Annotated in this window: 17 protein-coding genes; 12 read left to right on the plus strand and 5 right to left on the minus strand. The window is 58.7% G+C overall.

Translation table 11 applies throughout. The features are described from left to right. The first annotated feature begins 187 nt into the window (after positions 1-187). The 10 genes from LRR79_RS12040 to LRR79_RS12085 all read left to right on the plus strand — a co-directional run bounded on the left by LRR79_RS12040 (position 188) and on the right by LRR79_RS12085 (position 10864). Positions 188-1471 carry an MgtC/SapB family protein gene (locus tag LRR79_RS12040; RefSeq protein ID WP_231757448.1) on the plus strand — a complete coding sequence of 428 codons (1284 nt, stop codon included), beginning with the start codon at positions 188-190 and terminating at the stop codon, positions 1469-1471. A gap of 173 nt (positions 1472-1644) precedes the next feature. Continuing rightward, positions 1645-2361 (plus strand): TVP38/TMEM64 family protein, encoded by a 717-nt coding sequence (locus LRR79_RS12045; protein ID WP_231757449.1) that lies wholly within the window; start codon positions 1645-1647, stop codon positions 2359-2361. Beyond that, on the plus strand, positions 2361-4604 hold the full coding sequence (locus LRR79_RS12050; protein ID WP_231757450.1) for a hypothetical protein: 2244 nt from the start codon (positions 2361-2363) through the stop codon (positions 4602-4604). The genes LRR79_RS12045 and LRR79_RS12050 overlap by 1 nt, the downstream gene beginning before the upstream one ends. Continuing rightward, on the plus strand, positions 4601-5881 hold the full coding sequence (locus LRR79_RS12055) for a glycosyltransferase (protein ID WP_231757451.1): 1281 nt from the start codon (positions 4601-4603) through the stop codon (positions 5879-5881). The genes LRR79_RS12050 and LRR79_RS12055 overlap by 4 nt, the downstream gene beginning before the upstream one ends. 26 nt (positions 5882-5907) lie before the next feature. Further along, positions 5908-8445: an endonuclease/exonuclease/phosphatase family protein gene (locus LRR79_RS12060; RefSeq protein WP_231757452.1), complete on the plus strand. Its 2538-nt coding sequence runs from the start codon at positions 5908-5910 to the stop codon at positions 8443-8445. 239 nt (positions 8446-8684) lie between these two features. Continuing rightward, positions 8685-9365 (plus strand): Bax inhibitor-1/YccA family protein, encoded by a 681-nt coding sequence (locus LRR79_RS12065; protein WP_231757453.1) that lies wholly within the window; start codon positions 8685-8687, stop codon positions 9363-9365. 99 nt (positions 9366-9464) lie between these two features. Next, the gene (tusD, locus tag LRR79_RS12070) at positions 9465-9857 is read left to right on the plus strand and encodes a sulfurtransferase complex subunit TusD (RefSeq protein WP_231757454.1); all 393 of its coding nucleotides are present in this window, start codon (positions 9465-9467) and stop codon (positions 9855-9857) included. Between the two features lie 4 nt (positions 9858-9861). Next, complete coding sequence (gene tusC, locus LRR79_RS12075; protein ID WP_231757455.1) at positions 9862-10221, plus strand: sulfurtransferase complex subunit TusC; 360 nt, start codon at positions 9862-9864, stop codon at positions 10219-10221. 1 nt (position 10222) lies between these two features. Further along, on the plus strand, positions 10223-10504 hold the full coding sequence (gene tusB, locus LRR79_RS12080; RefSeq protein ID WP_231757456.1) for a sulfurtransferase complex subunit TusB: 282 nt from the start codon (positions 10223-10225) through the stop codon (positions 10502-10504). Between the two features lie 15 nt (positions 10505-10519). Then, entirely contained in the window at positions 10520-10864 is a 345-nt protein-coding gene (locus LRR79_RS12085) for a TusE/DsrC/DsvC family sulfur relay protein (RefSeq protein ID WP_231757457.1), read from the plus strand. On the opposite strand, the gene LRR79_RS12090 is transcribed toward LRR79_RS12085, so the two are convergent. Then, positions 10861-12300, minus strand: coding sequence for an aminotransferase-like domain-containing protein (locus LRR79_RS12090; RefSeq protein ID WP_231757458.1), 1440 nt, complete (start codon positions 12298-12300; stop codon positions 10861-10863). The two genes, LRR79_RS12085 and LRR79_RS12090, sit on opposite strands and share 4 nt — an antisense overlap. Positions 12301-12444: 144 nt before the next feature. Between LRR79_RS12090 and ccoG the strand changes: the two genes are divergently transcribed. Then, positions 12445-13794, plus strand: coding sequence for a cytochrome c oxidase accessory protein CcoG (gene ccoG / locus LRR79_RS12095; RefSeq protein ID WP_231757459.1), 1350 nt, complete (start codon positions 12445-12447; stop codon positions 13792-13794). Between the two features lie 27 nt (positions 13795-13821). On the opposite strand, the gene LRR79_RS12100 is transcribed toward ccoG, so the two are convergent. Next, positions 13822-14229, minus strand: a complete 408-nt coding sequence (locus tag LRR79_RS12100) for a secondary thiamine-phosphate synthase enzyme YjbQ (RefSeq protein ID WP_231757460.1) — start codon at positions 14227-14229, stop codon at positions 13822-13824. 134 nt (positions 14230-14363) lie between these two features. Here LRR79_RS12100 and trmA point away from each other — a divergent pair, with 134 nt between their 5' ends. Beyond that, positions 14364-15452: a tRNA (uridine(54)-C5)-methyltransferase TrmA gene (trmA, locus tag LRR79_RS12105; protein WP_231757461.1), complete on the plus strand. Its 1089-nt coding sequence runs from the start codon at positions 14364-14366 to the stop codon at positions 15450-15452. 135 nt (positions 15453-15587) lie between these two features. Here the strand turns inward: trmA and LRR79_RS12110 are convergent, their stop codons facing one another. From LRR79_RS12110 to rmuC, 3 genes are read right to left on the minus strand one after another with little or no spacing between them, the layout of a single operon-like run. Beyond that, positions 15588-16052, minus strand: coding sequence for a DUF2489 domain-containing protein (locus LRR79_RS12110; RefSeq protein ID WP_231757462.1), 465 nt, complete (start codon positions 16050-16052; stop codon positions 15588-15590). Next, a complete protein-coding gene (locus LRR79_RS12115) occupies positions 16049-16993 on the minus strand; it encodes an AEC family transporter (protein ID WP_231757463.1) in 945 nt (314 codons plus the stop codon). The genes LRR79_RS12110 and LRR79_RS12115 overlap by 4 nt, the downstream gene beginning before the upstream one ends. A 3-nt stretch (positions 16994-16996) precedes the next feature. Continuing rightward, positions 16997-18385 carry a DNA recombination protein RmuC gene (gene rmuC / locus LRR79_RS12120; protein ID WP_231757464.1) on the minus strand — a complete coding sequence of 463 codons (1389 nt, stop codon included), beginning with the start codon at positions 18383-18385 and terminating at the stop codon, positions 16997-16999. Positions 18386-18425 lie beyond the last annotated feature (40 nt).

Raw genomic sequence — 18425 nt, forward strand, 5'->3', positions numbered from 1 at the left:
AAGCCCGACTGGAAACAGTCGGGCTTTTTGCGTATGGCGGTGGGGTAGATTTAGAAGAGAACCCCGGTTCGAGCCGGAGCGGGCGCAGCCCTCGGAGACCAGCGAACGCCATCCAAGACACTGGCCACGACCGCTTGGCATGATCCCCTTCCTCTACACTGAAGTGATATACAGATTTCACTTCAATATGCCTACACCGGAAGACAACTCAACCACAACGACACCGCTGCTGGACACCGAAAGCATCGTCGCCTTCGCCATTGCGCTCGGGTTGGGCCTGCTGATCGGCCTCCAGCGAGAGCGCACCACCGACCGACTGGGTGGCATTCGCACCTTTCCTCTTATCGCACTGTTTGGCGCCTTGACCGCGCACCTGAGCCTCAGTGGAGGCATGAGTTGGCTACTGCTGACCGGGTTGCTGGCAATGACCGGGCTAATTTTACTTGGCAACCTTGATCGACTGCGCGGTATTGACGATAGCGCCGGGATCACCACCGAAGTGAGCGCCCTGCTGATTTTCCTGTTGGGCGCATATATCGTACTGGGCGATAAAACCGTGGCGGTCACCCTCGGTGGCACTATCGCCGTGTTGCTGCATTTCAAACCCGGGATGCATGCATTCGCGGAGAAGCTCTCCGAGAAAGACCTCCGCTCCATTATGCAGTTTGCGGTGCTTTCTCTGATCATTCTACCGGTCCTGCCCAATCGCACCTTTGGTCCCTATGACGTGTTGAACCCCTTTTCCATCTGGTTACTGGTGGTATTGATTGTGGGGATTGGCCTTGGCGGTTATGCCGCTTACAAGCTGGTGGGGGCCAAGGCCGGATCACTGTTGAGTGGCCTGATTGGCGGACTCATTTCATCAACCGCCACCACCGTCGCTTATGCGCGCCTGGCACGCACTGAAGAAAAAGCCGTGGAACTGGCGGCACTGGTGATTCTGATTGCGTCAACTAGCATGTTTATTCGGATGTTTGTGGAGATCGCGGTGGTGGCGCCGCGCAAGTTCGCCTCTTTCCTCCCGCCCCTGGCGCTGCTGTTTGCGATCAACCTGGTGGTCTGTGCCCTCGCCTTTCTGCACAACCGTCAGCGCCAGGGCAGCATGCCGGAACCCGGCAACCGTGCGGAACTCAAACCGGCACTGATCTTTGGTGCGCTCTACGCCCTGGTGTTGCTCGCCATTGCCGCCGCCAAAGACTACTTTGGCAACCAGGGGATTTATGTGGTCGCGTTGATTTCCGGATTCACGGATGTAGACGCCATCACCCTGTCCACAGCAAACCTGGCGGGATCCGGCTCTATGCAGGTGGATACCGCGTGGTGGGCAATGGTGATCGCAAGTCTGGCCAATCTCGTGTTCAAAGCGGGCGCTGCCGGGGTACTCGGCGGGGGCCAGCTGCTCCGCAGGGTAGCCGTGCTCTTTGCGATCCCGCTGATTTCCGGGGGAGCACTACTCTGGCTGTGGCCTTAAGCAGAATCTGAATAATGGCTTCAGCCATCCATTCCCGGAAGTAATGGCGCTTTGCCGTTGTCGACACGGCCGTCACCGATTTGGCTAGGCTATAGGAAGTACAAATTTGTCCACCCCGGCCGATCTTTTGTCATCCGGCTTCCGAACGTACGGGCCCAGCGGAACAATATGGCGTGAAGTTCTCACCAATCTGGTTACTGGTCATCTGCACGGTTACCGTGGGTATGGTACTGGCGATACTCCACTATTTTGACCTGGATGACCGTCTTATCGAGCTGATGCAGTGGATGGACACCCTCGGCTGGCAGGCGGGTATCTGGTTTATCCTGGTGATTGCGCTGGCCATCATCTGCCTGTTTCCCGGTGTCATCTTTACCATGGGAGCCGGCTTTGTGTTTGGCGTGATCAAAGGCACGGTGTATGTCGTGCTTGGAACGGTACTCGGCGCCGCGATTGCCTTCCTGATCTCCCGCTACCTGCTCGGTGAGCGGGCATCCAACTGGCTACTCTCAAAAGTCAAACCGCCCAATCTGGGCGAGATTTTACGGGATGAAGGTTGGCGCATGATCATGTTGACCCGCATGGTGCCACTGTTCCCCTTCAAGCTGTCCAATTACTTCTTTGGCCTGACGCCGGTCCGGTTTCGCGATTTCTGCATCGGGAACTTCATCGGCATTATTCCCATCACAGTCAACAACGTCTATGTGGGGTCGATCGCTGCGGACCTCGCCAGTATTGGCAGTGAGCGCAGTGCACGGACGCCGACAGAGTGGACACTGTACGGCCTCGGATTTCTGCTGGCAGTCATTGCGATCATCGGACTGACCCGCATGGCACGGCGCGCACTCAATCAGAAAATTGATCAGAAAATCGATGAAGGAGAACTTTGATGCCCTGGATGAAATGGCTTCCCTGGCGGTTCTTCGTCCGCAAATTCGCTACCGCCCACGGATTCCTCGATCCGCTCACGGTGATGGCGCGACTGCAGCGATTTGCCGAACCCTCTGAAGTCAGTGAACCCATCGAATTACTGCGCGCGGGAGTGGTCTTTCACGCGCGGGCACTGATGAACAGCAAGGTAATCCAGCACAATCTGGATTGGGTATGGCCCTACTGGATCGAGCGCCAATTCGACCCTGCGGATATCTCATTCATCCCCCGCGCCTTCTCCATTACGCACTGCAACCTCAGCCATCGCAACTGGACCGCCGTAGGCGTTCCCGGCAGCGAGGAAATGCCCATCGTGGATCCGCGCGGGCTACTGACGCCCCACTACGACGGGTGGTCCATTGATACCTGGATCATTGGTGACGACGGGGAAAATCTCTACCCCTCGCAGCGGGACGATGTGTCCCAGCAGCTCGACCTGGAGGGCGGTGTCGCGGTCGTCACAGAGTCCGGCAATGAGACGTGCAATCTCAGCAGCCGGGTCTGGGCTGAACTTGATGAACGCGCCAACAATTGCCATATGCAACTGAAAGCCACCCACCGCACGGGTGGCTGGCTGGTGGTGACATTGCGCCCCTGTAATCCCGAGGGCGTCGCGTTCATTCACAAAGTCACCCTCGAAAGCAGCCGCGACCGATGGCTGGTCGATGGCAAGGATCGCATTCTGTTTGACCGCGCGGCAGACCGCCACCATGCATCGGATTACAAGAAAGGCGATATCTCACTCTACCTGCGCGACGAGGGCAACGAAAATCACGCAGAGTGCGAAGTGGGCATGGCCACTGCCGCCGCCTTGTTCCGCATCGAGCCCGGCAAGACACTGGATACACTGGTCACCATTCCCCAGCACTGCAAACTGAACCAGAGCAATGCACCCGCCGGCTGGAAGCACAACCTGGATCAACACTGTGCGATGACAGTGCCCGATGCACAGATGCAGTTTATGTACGATGCAGCAGTGCGGACACTGATCCTGCATTCGCCGCACGACGTTTACCCCGGCCCTTACACCTACAAGCGGTTCTGGTTTCGCGATGCCGCATTCATGATCCAGTCGCTGCTGCACGCCGGCCTGCTGGAACGCGCCGAGCGGGCCCTGGAACGGTTTCCATCGAGACAGAAACGCAACGGCTATTTCCACTCTCAGGACGGTGAATGGGACTCCAACGGCGAGGCACTCTGGATCATCGACCAGTACTGCCGCATCACCAATCGAAAACTCAAATCCGAGTGGCTGGACCCGGTCTTGCGCGGCGCGCACTGGATCCATAACAAGCGGCAACCAAAGGACGGCAGCCTGACCGGCGGCCTGCTACCGGCAGGATTCAGTGCCGAGCACCTCGGCCCGAATGATTGCTATTTCTGGGATGACTTCTGGGGTATCGCCGGCCAACAGGCAGCGGTGGCAATCTGTGAACGGGAAGACCACGCGGAAGATGCAGCCATTTTTCAAAATCATGCCGACGACTTTCTGCTGACGGTGGACGAAACCCTGAAAGGCTGCGCCGAACGCCTCGGCCGCCCCGCCATGCCCGCCTCCCCCAAGCGGCGACTGGATGCCGGTGCCATCGGCTCCATCGCAGCGGGCTACCCGCTGAAACTGTATGAAGCGGACGATCCACGACTTCTGGACCTGACGGAATTCCTGCTGGACAAGTGCTTTGTCTCCGGCGGTTTTTTCCAGGATATGATCCACTCCGGAATCAACGCCTACCTGACCATTCACGTGGCTCAGATACTGTTACGCGCGGGAGACCCGCGTTGTATCGAGTTGATGCGCAATGTCGCCAAGCTGGCCACACCAACGGGTCAATGGCCGGAGGCAATACATCCGCACTCCTTTGGCGGCTGTATGGGCGACGGGCAACATGCCTGGGCAGCGGCGGAATGGGTCACCATGCAGCGCAACTGCTTTGTACGCGAAGAAGGTGAAACTCTGATCCTCGCTTCCGGCCTGCCGCCGGAGTGGCTGAGCGACACCAATGCCCAGCGCCCGCTACGGTTTGGCCCCGCACCCACGCATTTCGGTACCATTTCTCTGGAAATTATCCCCGGGGAAAAGCCGCGTGTTTCCTGGAAAGGAAAGTGGCACCGCGACGCACCGCCAATCGAGATACGCGCCTTTGGCTTTCGCGCAGAATCCGCAAGCCCCGACACCGAAATGATGGAGCTCAGACCTCTGTGAATATCGTCATGCTCACCAACACCTACCTGCCCCACGTTGGCGGTGTTGCGCGCTCGGTGGATGCCTTTTGCCGGGAGTATCGCAAAAAGGGGCACAATGTGCTGATCGTGGCACCGGAGTTTTCTCAAAAAATCGACAATGAAAAAGATGTGGTACGTATTCCGGCAATCCAGAATTTCAATGGCAGCGACTTTTCCGTAGCACTGCCCCTATCTGGTGAACTCACCGAGCAACTGGACTTTTTCGAACCGGATTTGGTGCACTCCCACCACCCCTTTCTACTCGGGATGACGGCACTGCGTATTGCCCGCAGCCGCGAGCTACCGCTGATCTTTACGCACCACACATTGTATGAACGCTACACCCACTATGTACCGGCTGATTCAGAGGCCCTCAAGCGTTTCGTGATCGAGCTCGCAACCCGATACAGTAATCTGGCCAGCATGGTGTTCGCCCCCAGCGAGAGTGTCGCAGCGTTACTTCGTGAGCGGGGGGTGAAGTCGCCAATCCAGGTGGTGCCCACCGGGGTCAAGCTGGCGGATTACCGCAACGGTGATGGCGCTGCTGCCCGCGCCCGATACGGTATTCCCCCGGATGCCTTTGTGGTGGGGCATCTGGGGCGCCTGGCTGAGGAAAAGAATCTGGCGTTCCTGTCTTGCGCCGTGCTTGAGTTTGCCCGGCGCAACGAAGACGTGCACTTTATGGTGGTGGGCAGCGGCCCGGCACAGGAACGGATCACCCGTATTTTTGGCGACGCGGGGCTGGCAGATCGACTGCATCTCACGGGCATTTTACAGGGCGAAGCCCAGCGGGATGCCTACAGTGCAATGAATGTCTTCGGCTTCTCTTCCACCAGTGAAACCCAGGGCATGGTGTTGACCGAGGCCATGGCCGCCGGCGTTCCGGTGGTGGCACTGGATGCCAGTGGCTGCCGCGAAGTAGTGGATGACCGTTTCAATGGCCGTTTGATTCTCAATCACTGCCAACGGGAATTTATTGGCGGACTGCAATGGGTCCAGGATCAGTCGCCGGAAGCCTACCGGGGCCTCTGTGCTGGCGCCCTTGAAACAGCCGAGCGCTACTCCATGGAAAACTGTGCGAAAGCTGCCCTCTCCCACTATCAGTCACTGGTGCACCAGCACTGGCCGGTCGATGACTCGCTCTACGCGCAATGGATGCGCCTGCGCAACACCATCGGTGCACAGTGGGAAATCCTCGAAGGTGTGACCAGCGCTGCCAGCGCCGCGCTGGAAAATACCGGAAAAAGTAAACTCTGAATCCAGCGCGAGCTGAAAGGGCCTGAATGCTAACTCGAATTGCCACCCGCCTCCGAATCTGGCGCCGCCGCGTCAGCCGTAGTGAATGGCTGGCGCGCATGATGAAATTGCAAATTAATGAACGGGAGCCGGATGCGCCGGCACTGGTGCTGATCCAGATTGATGGTCTGGCGAGACCGCAATTCGAGCGCGCGATGGCCGAAGGCAAGCTGCCGTTTCTGAAGAAACTGATTGAGCGTGAGCACTATCACGTGGATCACTGGTATTCCGGTGTGCCAGCGACAACCCCTGCCGTACAGGCAGAAATTTTCTACGGTGTGCGGGCGGCGGTACCAGCGTTCGGGTTTATGTCCGCTGACTCCCACGAAATGTTGCGCATGTACGAGTCCCACGGGGCCAACAAAGTGGAACAGCGCCTGCTGGATGAGGGCCATCAGCCTCTGTTAAAGGGCGGCAGCTGCTATGTCAGCTCATTTCGTGGAGGGGCAGAAAATGATGAGGCGCACTTCTGCCCCGCCTCCAAAGGCTGGGGATCGTCCCTCAAAGAAGCGGGCCCGCTCGCCCTGATCGCCATGGTGCTCGCCAACCTGTGGAGCCTGATACGTACAATCGGACTGCTTCTGCTCGAACTGGTCCTGTCGATTGTGGATTTTTTCCGCGGCCTGACCAAGGGCCAGGACTTCGTGCGCGAGCTGATGTTTATTCCGACGCGCATCGCCATCACCATTCTGATGCGCGAACTTTCCACGGTCGGGGTGAAAATTGATATTGCCCGCGGACTGCCGATCATCTACGTCAACCTGCTCGGGTATGACGAACAATCCCACCGGCGCGGACCCAGCTCAAAGTTCGCCCATTGGACCCTGAAGGGCATCGACGATGCGGTTGCCCGCATCTGGCGCGCTGCACACCGGTCTTCCCGCCGTCATTACGATGTGTGGATCTATTCCGACCACGGTCAGGATGACACCATCCCCTATGAGGACCGGTACGGCCGAAGCTTCGCAGACGCAGTGGGTGAGGCATTGTCCGACCTGCAACAAAGTCCGGGCTCGCCGTCCTCCGGTTCCAACCGCGGGGTGCAACTGCAGCGGGTACGTCTATTCGGTGGACAGTGGATCCAGAAGCTGTTCCCGGTGAAGTCGGACGACGAGCAGCGCAATCAGGATGCCCCCATGGCCCTGTCCGCCATGGGGCCACTGGCACTCCTCTACAACATTCATTGCCGGGATGTCCCCCAACAAACCATCGCCCGCGCCCTGGTCGAAAAAGCCAAGGCACCCATGGTGCTCTACGCGGACCAGAGTGAATACGTCACCGGTGCGAACGGCGAGCAACTGCGCAAAATTAAAGGCTGGTGGCGGGAAGGTGCATTCGCACTCCCGGAAGACGGGCAGCGGGTGCTCGGTGACGACCACCCATTTTTGGATGAGGCCATCGAGGACCTGGCGCACCTTTGCCGACACCCGGAAGCCGGAGACTTTATCGCCAGTGGCTGGTGTGCCGGCAACGAAAGTCTCACCTTCGCCATTGAGTGCGGTAGCCACGGCGGCGCGAGCCGCAAGGAAACCCATGGTTTTGCCCTGATGCCCGGCGATATCCACTTTCCGGATGACGGTCGTGGCCACTGGCGCCCCCGGGACATGCGCAACGCAGCGTTTGCTTTCTTGCGCGCGCAGCCAGCGCAAAAATTGAAAACGCCCATTGTCGCCGCGCCAGTAAAGGTGCCGGTAAAGGCTCCGGCAACACCCGCGCCCATCAGCACGGCGGACCAGGGCCATCGCGCAGAGGAGGATCAGCGCCAGCGGACACTGAGGGTGATGACCTATAACGTGCATATCTGCAAAGGCATGGACGGAAAACTGTCCCCCGAGCGCATCGCCCGGGTTATCGCGCGCTACTCACCGGATATCGTCGCGCTGCAGGAAGTGGATGTGCGCAGGCAGCGCACCGGGAGCGTGGATCAGGCGCACCAGATATCCAGACTGCTGTCCATGGACTGTCACTTCCAGCCCGCCATGCATCTGGAAGACGAGCGGTACGGCGACGCGATCATGACACGACTGCCCATACGCCTGGTCAAAAAAGACATCCTGCCCGGCCCACCGGAACGCTCCCGGGCACAAAAATTTGCGGAGCCCCGCGGCGCCCTGTGGGTGGAACTCGACTTTCACGGCACCCGTGTACAATTGTTCAATACCCACCTGGGACTGTCCAAGGGGGAACGGCAGCGCCAGATTGATGCTCTGCTGGGCCCCGAATGGATGGGACATCCGGAGTGCACGAAACCCCGGGTTCTGGTGGGTGACTTCAATGCCCTGCCCAATGCCTCGGAAATCCGCGCGATCACCCGGGTGCTGGACGATGCGCAGACACAGTTACCCGGCCATAAACCCAAGGGCACCTTTTTCAGCCGCCTCCCGAAAGCACGTATCGACTATGTGTTCGTGGATTCGGCGCTTACGGTAACCGACGTACAGGTACCGCGCAGTGAACTGACACGTCTGGCCTCCGATCACTTGCCGCTGATCGTCGACCTGAAGGTTCCTGTGGGCGACGCCTGAGCGGTCCGCGACGGGGGGCCGTACGCTATTGCATTTCACCGGGACGCCCCCATCTATGGGGAAAGAGCGGCAGTGCGATGGAAGACCCGCGGCGCGAACACAACGTTTCCGGTATAGCGCCAATGCACGCTATATTTCACCAAGTACTGGACATTCACAGAACCTGGCGCCTACTTGAAGGTCTAAAGCGCTGGTTATATGATCCCAACAGATTCTATATTCACTAGCAGGAGACGCTAATGCAGCCCGAAGTTTACACACAGTCCCGAGCGCTGGACCGCTCGGAATCCGCCAAAGTACTGCGTAATACCTACGCACTGCTGGCTATGACTGTATTGTTCAGTGCAGTCACTGCCGGTGTTTCCATGGCCATCGGCATGGGCCGTGGCATGAGCCTGATCTGTTCCCTGGGCGCACTTGCCCTGATCTGGTTCGTGCTACCGCGCACCGCCAATTCCAGCGCCGGCGTCGGTGTGGTATTTGCGTTCACGGGTCTGCTGGGCGCCTCTCTGGGCCCGATGCTGAACCACTACCTCGGTCTCGCCGGTGGCGGCCAGGTGGTTATGCAGGCACTGGGCACCACCGCGCTGATCTTCTTTGCGCTGTCCGCCTATGTGCTGACCACCCGTAAAGACTTCAGCTTTATGGGCGGTTTCCTGTTCGTGGGGCTGATCGCGGTACTGGTTTGCGCCATTGGCATGATGATCGCGAGTTTCTTCGGTGTGTACATGCCACTGGCGAGCGTTGCCCTGAGCGGCGTGATTGCCCTGCTGTTCTCCGGTTTCATCCTGTATGACACCAGCCGTATCGTGAACGGTGGCGAGACCAATTACATCATGGCAACCACTTCCCTGTACCTGAACATTCTGAACCTGTTCACCAGCCTGCTGCACATCTTCGGCTTCGCATCCGACGACTGATCAGCGCACTGATCCGGTTCAAACGGTGCCCCGCTCTGCGGGGCATTTTTTTATCGGTACGCTTTCTGTCCGATTCCCGCTTTACCAGGAATAAAAGCCATGCAATTTACCCTCGTGGTGTACGGTGCCCCGCACAGTGCTCAGAGCGCCGCCACCGCCCTGCGCTTCACCCGGGCGCTGCTGGCGTCGGGCCATTCCATTTTGCGGGTATTCTTTTACGGGGACGGCATTCACAATGGCAACGCCCTGGCCTGCCCGCCACAGGACGAACAGGATCTTCTCGGCCAGTGGCAAGCCCTGCAGCAGTCCCACCAGCTCGACCTTACAATCTGTATCGCCGCCGCCCAGCGCCGCGGGGTCTTGAGCGACAGTGAAGCCGTCCGCCTGGAAAAACCTGCGGCAAATCTTGCGGACGGATTTACCCTGGCCGGCCTCGGACAGTTGGCGGAAGCCACCGCACTGAGCGACCGCCTGGTGAGCTTTGGAGGCTGATATCGTGACAAAATCCATTCTCGCCCTCTGTCGCCATGCGCCCTACGGGACCACCCTCGCCCGAGAAGGCATCGAAGCAGTGCTTGCCTGCGCCGCCATGGATCAGACTCCGGAAGTCCTGTTTATCAATGACGGGGTATATCAGCTGCTGCCGCAGAACCCGGCCGCCATTGACGAAAAAAATCTGTTCCGCAATCTGCAGGCACTCCCCATGTTCGGCGTTGATCAGATACATATTTGCGAGAAAAGTGTCACTGAGCGCGGTCTGTCGCTGGCAGAATTTCAGCTCAGTGGCGCCGAAGTGCAACTGCAAAAAGACATCGGCGCTTTTATCCGCCGCTTCGATCAGGTTCTGAGTTTTTGACATGACCTTACATATCGTCAACCAGTCACCCCACAGAGACAGCGCACTGCGCGACTGTCTGAACGCGTTTGCCGAAGACGACGCTCTGGTGCTGATCGAAGATGGTGTTTACGCCGCGCAGACCGGTGCCCCGAATCCACTTCCGTCGCGCAATGTGTTCGTATTGCTCGCCGATGCTGAAGCGCGGGGTATTACCATTGCCACCGGCGTCGAAGCCATCGATGAACAACAATGGGTGACCCTCTGTGTGCAACACACACCGATTGTCAGCTGGTTCAGATAAACGGGCGGCCTACCTATGGAAAATACAGCAACACTGGTGGTCGGCGGGCGGGAGATCCCCCTGGATAAAGAGGGTTTTCTACGCAACCTGGATGACTGGAGTCCGGAGATAGCCCAGGCAATCGCGCAGCAGGAAGGTATCGAGCTCTCCGAAGAACACTGGGAAATCCTGCGACTGCTGCAGGATTTCTATCGGGAGTTCGAGCTGTCACCGGCAATGCGGCCACTGGTGAAGTACGTCGGGCTGCATCTCGGGCCCGACAAAGGCCGCAGTATTCACTTGATGAAACTTTTCCCTCCGAGCCCGGCAAAAATCGGCAGCAAGATTGCGGGCCTTCCCAAGCCCACTAACTGTCTTTAAGCAGGCCTGCGCTCGTCACCGCCATTGGCCGGTGTTAAGCCGAATATTTCTGGCAATACCGCCAGTGCCTGCCGGCGCGCCTGGCTCCAGGGGTGTGCAAAGCTGAGTCTCAGACAATTCCCAAACTGACCCGATGCAGAAAACAGAGGGCCGGGGGTGATCACCACGCCCTGCGCCAGCGCTCGTGAATACGCCGCCAGTGTGTCAATTCCCTCTGGCAGTTCAACCCATACCGCAAGCCCGCCATCGGGCACACTGACGCGGACATCACCAGGCCAGTCATCCAGCATTGTGCGCAACTGATCACGTTGTTCCCGCAACCTGCCCCGTTCGCGACGCAGGTGCGCTGCATAACCGCCATCCGCCAAAAAGGCGGCGACACCCTGTTGCACCGAGCGGCTGCCGGCCAGCTGGGTAACCAGTTTGATCTGCAGTATTCTGTCGTGCCACCGCGCGCCGGAAATCCAGCCCAGGCGCAAATCCCGGGAAAGGCTTTTTGAGAAGGAGCTGCAAAGAATGACACGCTGATACCGGTCCATCCCCTTGAGGGGATCGGGTACCGACGTAAAGCCGGTATCCCCATAAATGTCATCTTCGATCACTGCCAGATCGAATTCATCCGCCAGCGCCAGCAACCGCTGTTTGGCCGCATCCGGCATCAGTGCCCCACCGGGTGTAGCGAACGATGGCGATACGATACAGGCACGGACCGGCCAGCGCTGTAACACCGCATGCAGCGCCTCCAGATCCATTCCGCAATCGACCGCAGAGGGTATTTCAATCACCTGCAGCTCGAGATGCTCGAGCAGTTGCATCACACCGTAGAACCCCGGCGACTCAACCGCCACGATATCCCCCCGGCTGCAGCTCGCCATCAATGCGAGAAAAAGGGCATTCTGGCAGCCGGACGTGATGCACAGCGCATCGACACCAAGCCGGCAGCCGCGCCGCGCCATGCCAACCGTAAGCTGCTCCCGCAACCCGATGTCACCAGCAGGCGCATCGTAATACTGATAGCTGCCCTGGGACGGCCGGCGCAATGCCCGGGCAATCGCGCGGTTCGATGCGACAATGCCCGGAGGTGGAGCCGTTTCATGCAATGCAGGCAACAGATCAAATGCGGCGTTGCGCCCCATGATATCCAGCAGCAGCTCGTTCACGGTAACCGGCCGCGGCGGCTCGATACGCGCACGACTCACCGGCTGCGCAACATTAAGCGGACGAACCGCAACGAAGTGACCGGCCTTCGGACGTGTTTCAATCAGCCCTCGAGATTCGAGTCGTTGCAACGCGTGCTGTACCGTGGCCTTCGACAGCCCGTGCTCACGGCACAGAGCACGGATAGACGGCAATCGCTCGCCACTGCCCCAGCGCTGTTCGCGAATCCCCTGCTCCAGCCACGTTTCCAGTGCCTCGTAGCGGAATTGTATTCCCATACCGGCCGTCTCCACTGGCTTGTCTCGCGTCCCGCCCCCAAGGCGGTCGCCAATCTGTACCCATTATATTTATTTTTTCTATACCTGACCCCATTCGCGTTTGACCGGTAGCCTCCCTGGCAAACTTGTTGTGGATGACTCACGATGGAAAAAATCCCTGTGGTGCAGGACATACCAGCGCCAGAAGGCAAACTGCACGTCCGGCTCACCGAAGGCCGGTTTCAGAATGTACGCAGGCTGACCAGCTGGCCCCTGTTGGCTCTGTTTTTTTCCCTTGTCTGGATCGAGTCGAACGGGGAACCCTGGCTACTGTTTTCGTTTGAGCAACACCGTATCCTGCTCTTTGGCAATGCCATTTCCTGGCGCGACCTCTCACTGCTGGCGGGCCTGCTGATTGCCGCCGCGGCCCTTCTGTTCTTTGTCGCCGTTGCCTGGGGCCGCGTGTGGTGTGGCTTCGCCTGCCCGCAAAGCATATGGACGTGGATGTTTATCCGCATCGAAAACATCACCGAGGGCAGCGCGCACACCCGCGCGCGCCAGGCTCGCCAGCCCATTACGGGTGGGCTGGCGAGCCGGCGCCTGGTGAAGCATCTGCTCTGGCTCGCCCTGGCGCTCGCCACCAGTGCCACCTTTGTGGGTTACTTTGTACCGATTCGGCAAATTATTAACGCCAGCGCACAATTTCAGCTATCCGTCGATATTGCGGCCTGGATAGGCATCATCGCACTGCTGACGTACCTCAATGCCGGCCTGGTGCGTGAAAAGATCTGCCTGCACGCATGTCCCTATGCGCGCTTCCAGAGTGTGATGTTCGACGCGGATACGCAGACCGTCAGCTATGACCAAAGTCGCGGCGAGCCCCGCGTGAGCCGCCGAAAAGGCGACGGTAGCGCTGGCGATTGTGTCGACTGCGGAATCTGCCAGCAGGTTTGCCCCACAGGCATCGATATCCGCAATGGATTGCAAGCGGCCTGCATTGATTGCGGCGCCTGTATTGACGGCTGTGACCAGGTGATGAAAAAGCTCGGGCGGCCGCCGGGGCTGATCCGTTTTACTTCGGAGTCCCGGCTACAGGGGCAGCCTGGCCGGGTTCTCCGCCCGAGGCTCACCGGCTATGCGCTTGTTATGGTGAGTGCATTTGCCGGAGTGATTTTCGGGTTCACCGATACCACCGAGCTGCTGATCGAAATTCGGCGCGATCGCACCGCGCTGTTTCGGCAAATGGACCGGAACACCGTCTGCAATCACTACCAGATCAAGGTAGAGGGGTATCAGAAACAATCTAACAGCGTCCTGGTCACACTGGCGGAGCCGGCAGAGTTCACACTGTTCGGCCCACCGGCTATAGACCTTTCCGAGAACAGTGCGAACTGGCTACCCTATCGTATATGCGCGACCATCCCACAACCGGTCAAGCGGACCCTGGTGTTCCGGTTTATCAACGGTGACTCCGAAGCCCGCAAAGAAACCACATTTCTCACACACCGCTTTTGACCGAAGGGGTCCCGCAATACCCAGGCGCTAAACCTGGACAATCACGTTGCGGGTACCCCGGTGGTGTCGATGCTCCCACAGATAGATCCCCTGCCAGGTCCCTAGCAACAGGCGACCGTCTTGCATCGGAATGCCGAGGCTGCAGGCGGTAAGGGAGGCTTTGATGTGGGCCGGCATATCGTCCGGCCCCTCGAGTGTATGGGTATAGAGGGGATCACTTTCCGGGACCAGGCGATTCAGCCAGTTTTCCAGATCCACCCGCGCACTGGGGTCGGCATTCTCCTGAATCAGCAGGCTCGCCGACGTATGCTGGATAAACAGCGTGCACAGGCCGCTGCCGAATACATTCTGACCGGCCAGCCAGCGGTTTACGTCCGCGGTAAACTCGTGCAGCCCCTGGCCATTCACTACAATTTCCAGCTTACCAAGCGCCATACCCTGTCTCCTGTCTGTATCTTCTGGCAACCGTTTATCTGGAGGCCGCTTCCGCTATAATCCGCGCCCCGACACTCCCCGACCGGGATTCGGTCGGTCCCGCAGCAACATTTTCAACAACCACGGCTTCACACATGGCACTCCACCGCGTAAACACCGACGACTACCAGCAACAACTGGACCAGAAAGTGGCCCGTCTGCGGGACGCCTACGCCCCCTATACCACTCTGGAGCCGGAAGTATTCCCCTCGCCGCCCAGCCACTACCGCCTGCGCGCCGAGTTCAAAATGTGGCAGGAAGGTGGCCGCGTCGACTACGCCATGTACAAACAGGGGGAATATAAAAAGCCGTTTGTCATTCAAGAGTTTACCGTGGGCTCTGAACGGATCAACGCCTTGATGCCGCCGTTACTGGAGGCGATCAATGCCAGTGAAACCTTGCGCAAGCGCCTGTTCTGCACCGAATTCCTCACCACCCTCAGTGGTGATGCGCTGATCACACTGATCTACCACAAACCGCTGGATGCAGTGTGGGAAGCGGAGGCGCGCGCTTTGCAGAAGAAGCTGGGCGTGCCGATTCTCGGCCGCTCGCGCAAGCAGAAGGTGGTGCTGGAACGGGACTACGTGATCGAAAAGCTCGACATCCACGGCCGCACTTATCAGTACAAGCAGGTGGAAGGCAGCTTCACTCAACCCAATGGGGAAATCTGTCGCGCTATGATCGGTTGGGCCAAGAGCTGCTGTAAAGACCAGGCCGCTGACCTTCTCGAGCTCTACTGTGGTAATGGCAACTTCACCATTCCACTGGCTGAGAATTTCCGTCAGGTACTTGCCACCGAGATCTCCAAAGTGTCGGTAAACGCCGCGCAGGAGAACATCGCGGCCAATGGCGTGGAAAACCTGGCCATTGTGCGCCTATCGAGTGAAGAATTTACCCAGGCCATCGACAAGGTGCGGCCGTTCCGACGCCTGAAAGATATTGATCTGGATAGCTATGAGTTTTCCACCGTACTGGTCGATCCCCCCCGTGCCGGGCTGGACGCGGATACCTGCGCGATGATCGCGCGCTTTCCGCGTATTCTGTACATCTCCTGCAACCCGGAGACTCAGCTGGAGAATCTGGCAGAACTGACCAAAACCCACCGCATTGCGCGTTTTGCGATTTTCGACCAATTTCCGTATACGGATCATACGGAGTCTGGGGTTTTGCTGGTGAAAAGGTAAAGGGCTAATAGTAAAGCCCGGAACAGCTGGATCCCGGATCAAGTCCGGGATGACTCGGTGAAGGAATGACAGTCGTCATACCGGCGCAGGCCGGTATCCGGCCACACCGAACCCGACCGGTTTCTCTCAACGTTATTAAAAACTCCGCCCCAAGATCCGCTTGGCCGCATCCAGTGCGAAGTCCCGATATTCCCCCTCAATCCGCAGCATCTCTTTCTCGAATGCAAACTGCTCCTTGCGGGAGAGTTTTTTCCAGTCTTCCAGTATCGGAATGTGACTGGTTTTATCGGCAACCTTATAAAACGCGACAAATTCCTCTTTCACCGTCGGATCTACCTGCAATGAATCCAGCAGCACACGGATACGCAGGGAGGCTTCTGTCAGCCCAACCCCCTCTTCCAGCAGGGTTTTGGCAATGATCTGGATACTATTGTTTACCCGCTCCCGCTGCGCATCGGCTGCTGCTTCGAGCTCCGCCAGCTGCTGGGCCTGACGCTTGCGGGCGGTGCGCAGTTCGAGACAGTAATAGGTGGCGATGGCAGAAAGCACGAGAATAATCAGCCCGGCAACTACCAGGGTCCACACGGGTACTTCGGTCATGGGAGATTTACCTTCAACAGGGCCAACCCGAGGCTGGCGGTAACAATGGAAAATAACGTGCTGATCGCAATGATATTGGCAGCCAACTGACTGTTGCCCCCCAGTGCGCGCGCCATGATAAACGACGCAGAGGCCGTGGGTGTTGCTGCCAGCAGGAACAGCACCGCCATCGCCTGGGCGTCCAGACGGAACAGCAGCCCAGCCCCCAATAGCACCAGTGGCGCGATCAGTAATTTAAACGCGCTTGCGGCAAAGGCCGCGAACGAACTGCGCCGTAGCATGCTGAGATCCAGCGTAGCGCCGATACACAGCAGTGCCAGCGGCAAGGTCACGGACGCCAGGTATTCCCCGGTCTGAACGACCATTTGCGGCAGTTTCAAACCCACCGCCTTCGCCACAAGCGCCGCGACAATGGCGACAATCAGTGGGTTTTTGGCGATATCCGTCAGCAGCTTGCGCCAGCTGAATCTGGCTTTCTGGGAATACACCGCGAACAATGCCACCGCAGCGATATTGTAAAAAATGGTGATGACGGCCATCAGCAGCGCGGCCTGCGCCAGCCCCGCAGGGCCGTATGCATTGGCCGCCCACGCCAGGCCGATGATACCCAGGTTGCCGCGGAAGACCCCCTGAATAAACGCGCTGCGGTCACCATACGCCAGCGGACGCGCAACCACCCAGGCCAGCGGAACCGTCAGCATGGTACCGAGCAACCCCGCCAGCAGCAGCGGCCACTCCTCAGCGAGGTGCGCATCGGATCCAAAAATGTTGAAAAACAACAGCGCCGGCAGGGTGACCAGAAACACCAGTTTTGATGCGTCGTCGACAAACGATTCGCTGAGAAGCCTGACCCGGGCAAGACCGTAGCCCACCAGTAACGTGAGAAAAATCGGCGCCGTGACTGCGAGGGCGAAAGAAAACGTTTCAAAAATCGCGTCCAAAACTTATTCCGCTTCGCTCTCGGCAGCCAGCGCACGCTCCTGTTCCGGTGATGGCAGCTTGTGGCTGTCTTCCGCTTTCTCTCGCAGGTCCGCTGCAATCTGCTTGCGGGTCTTGGCGCCGAGTTTGCGCAGACTGTCGATACGCTTCACCGCGTTGCCGCGACCGGTCGCCAGGCGTTTATAAGTTTCCTGATAGGCCTCATCGGCCTGACGGATCCGGCTGCCGAGGTTGTCCAGGGATTCCAGCACCAGGGCAAACTGGTCGTGCAGCTTACCCGCTTCATCGGCAATTTTTTCAGCGTTCTTGTTCTGCTTTTCGTAACGCCAGATATTTTCCACCGTGCGCAGGGTCGCCATCAGGGTGGTGGGACTGACCAGAACAATCTGACGCTCATAGGCAAACCGGAACATCTCCGGGTCTGCCTGCATGGCGAGCATATAGGCGGCTTCGATCGGAACAAAAATAAACACGAAGTCGAGAGTGCGCACGCCTTCCAGCTGTTCGTAGGCCTTTTTGTTGAGGCCGGTAATATGGGCGCGCAGTGAATTCACGTGCTGTTTCAGGGCCGCAGCGCGCTCCTCGTCGGTTTCTGCCGACGCATAGCGTTCGTAGTCCACCAGCGACACCTTGGAATCGATGATCAGGTCTTTGTTTTCGGGCAGACGCACGATCACATCCGGCTGACGGCGACGGCCATCACTGGTAAAGCTGACCTGGGTTTCGTACTCACGCCCCTTCTGCAGGCCGGACTCTTCCAGCAGGCGCTCCAGCACGACTTCGCCCCAGTTGCCCTGAATCTTGCGGTCGCCCTTGAGTGCGGAGGTGAGGTTGAGTGCTTCGTCACTGATACGCTGGGTTTGCTCACGCAGCGCCTTGATTTGCCCCATCAGACTATTGCGCTCGGCATTCTCGCGGTCATACACATGCTCCACCCGTTTGCGAAAGTCCCCCAACTGGCGTTCCAGCGGGTCGAGGCTCTTGCGCAGGCTGTCTTCGCTACGGCGCTGAAAGGCCTGCTGCTTCTCTTCGAATATACGGTTGGCCAGATTCTCAAACTGCTGGGCCATGCTGGCGCGGGTTTGTTCGAGTTGCTGCTTCTGCTCGGCGAGGGCGGCCTCCCCTTTCTCCACCAGCACCTGATAGCGGGCCAGCTGGCTGGATTTGGCTTCCAGTTCCGAGCGCAACTGCTGGATATCCAGTTCGTGGCGGGAAGCCTGTTCGCGGCTGCTGGCGAGCTGCGCCTGAGCCACCTGATGCTCCCCCTGTAACGCCAGCAACCGCCGGTAGACGGTGGCGCGACCAGCCCACGCAGAGATGGTCACCAACAGTACCACCGCTACGCCCACCAGCGCCGCTTGCTCTAGAGTGACCTGGAGAGGAAACGAAATCATAGAAAACTCTTAAACTTATTGAGACGGCCCGGATTACCCG

This window comes from Microbulbifer elongatus, assembly GCF_021165935.1.
In the GTDB taxonomy this organism is placed as follows: Bacteria; Pseudomonadota; Gammaproteobacteria; order Pseudomonadales; family Cellvibrionaceae; genus Microbulbifer; species Microbulbifer elongatus.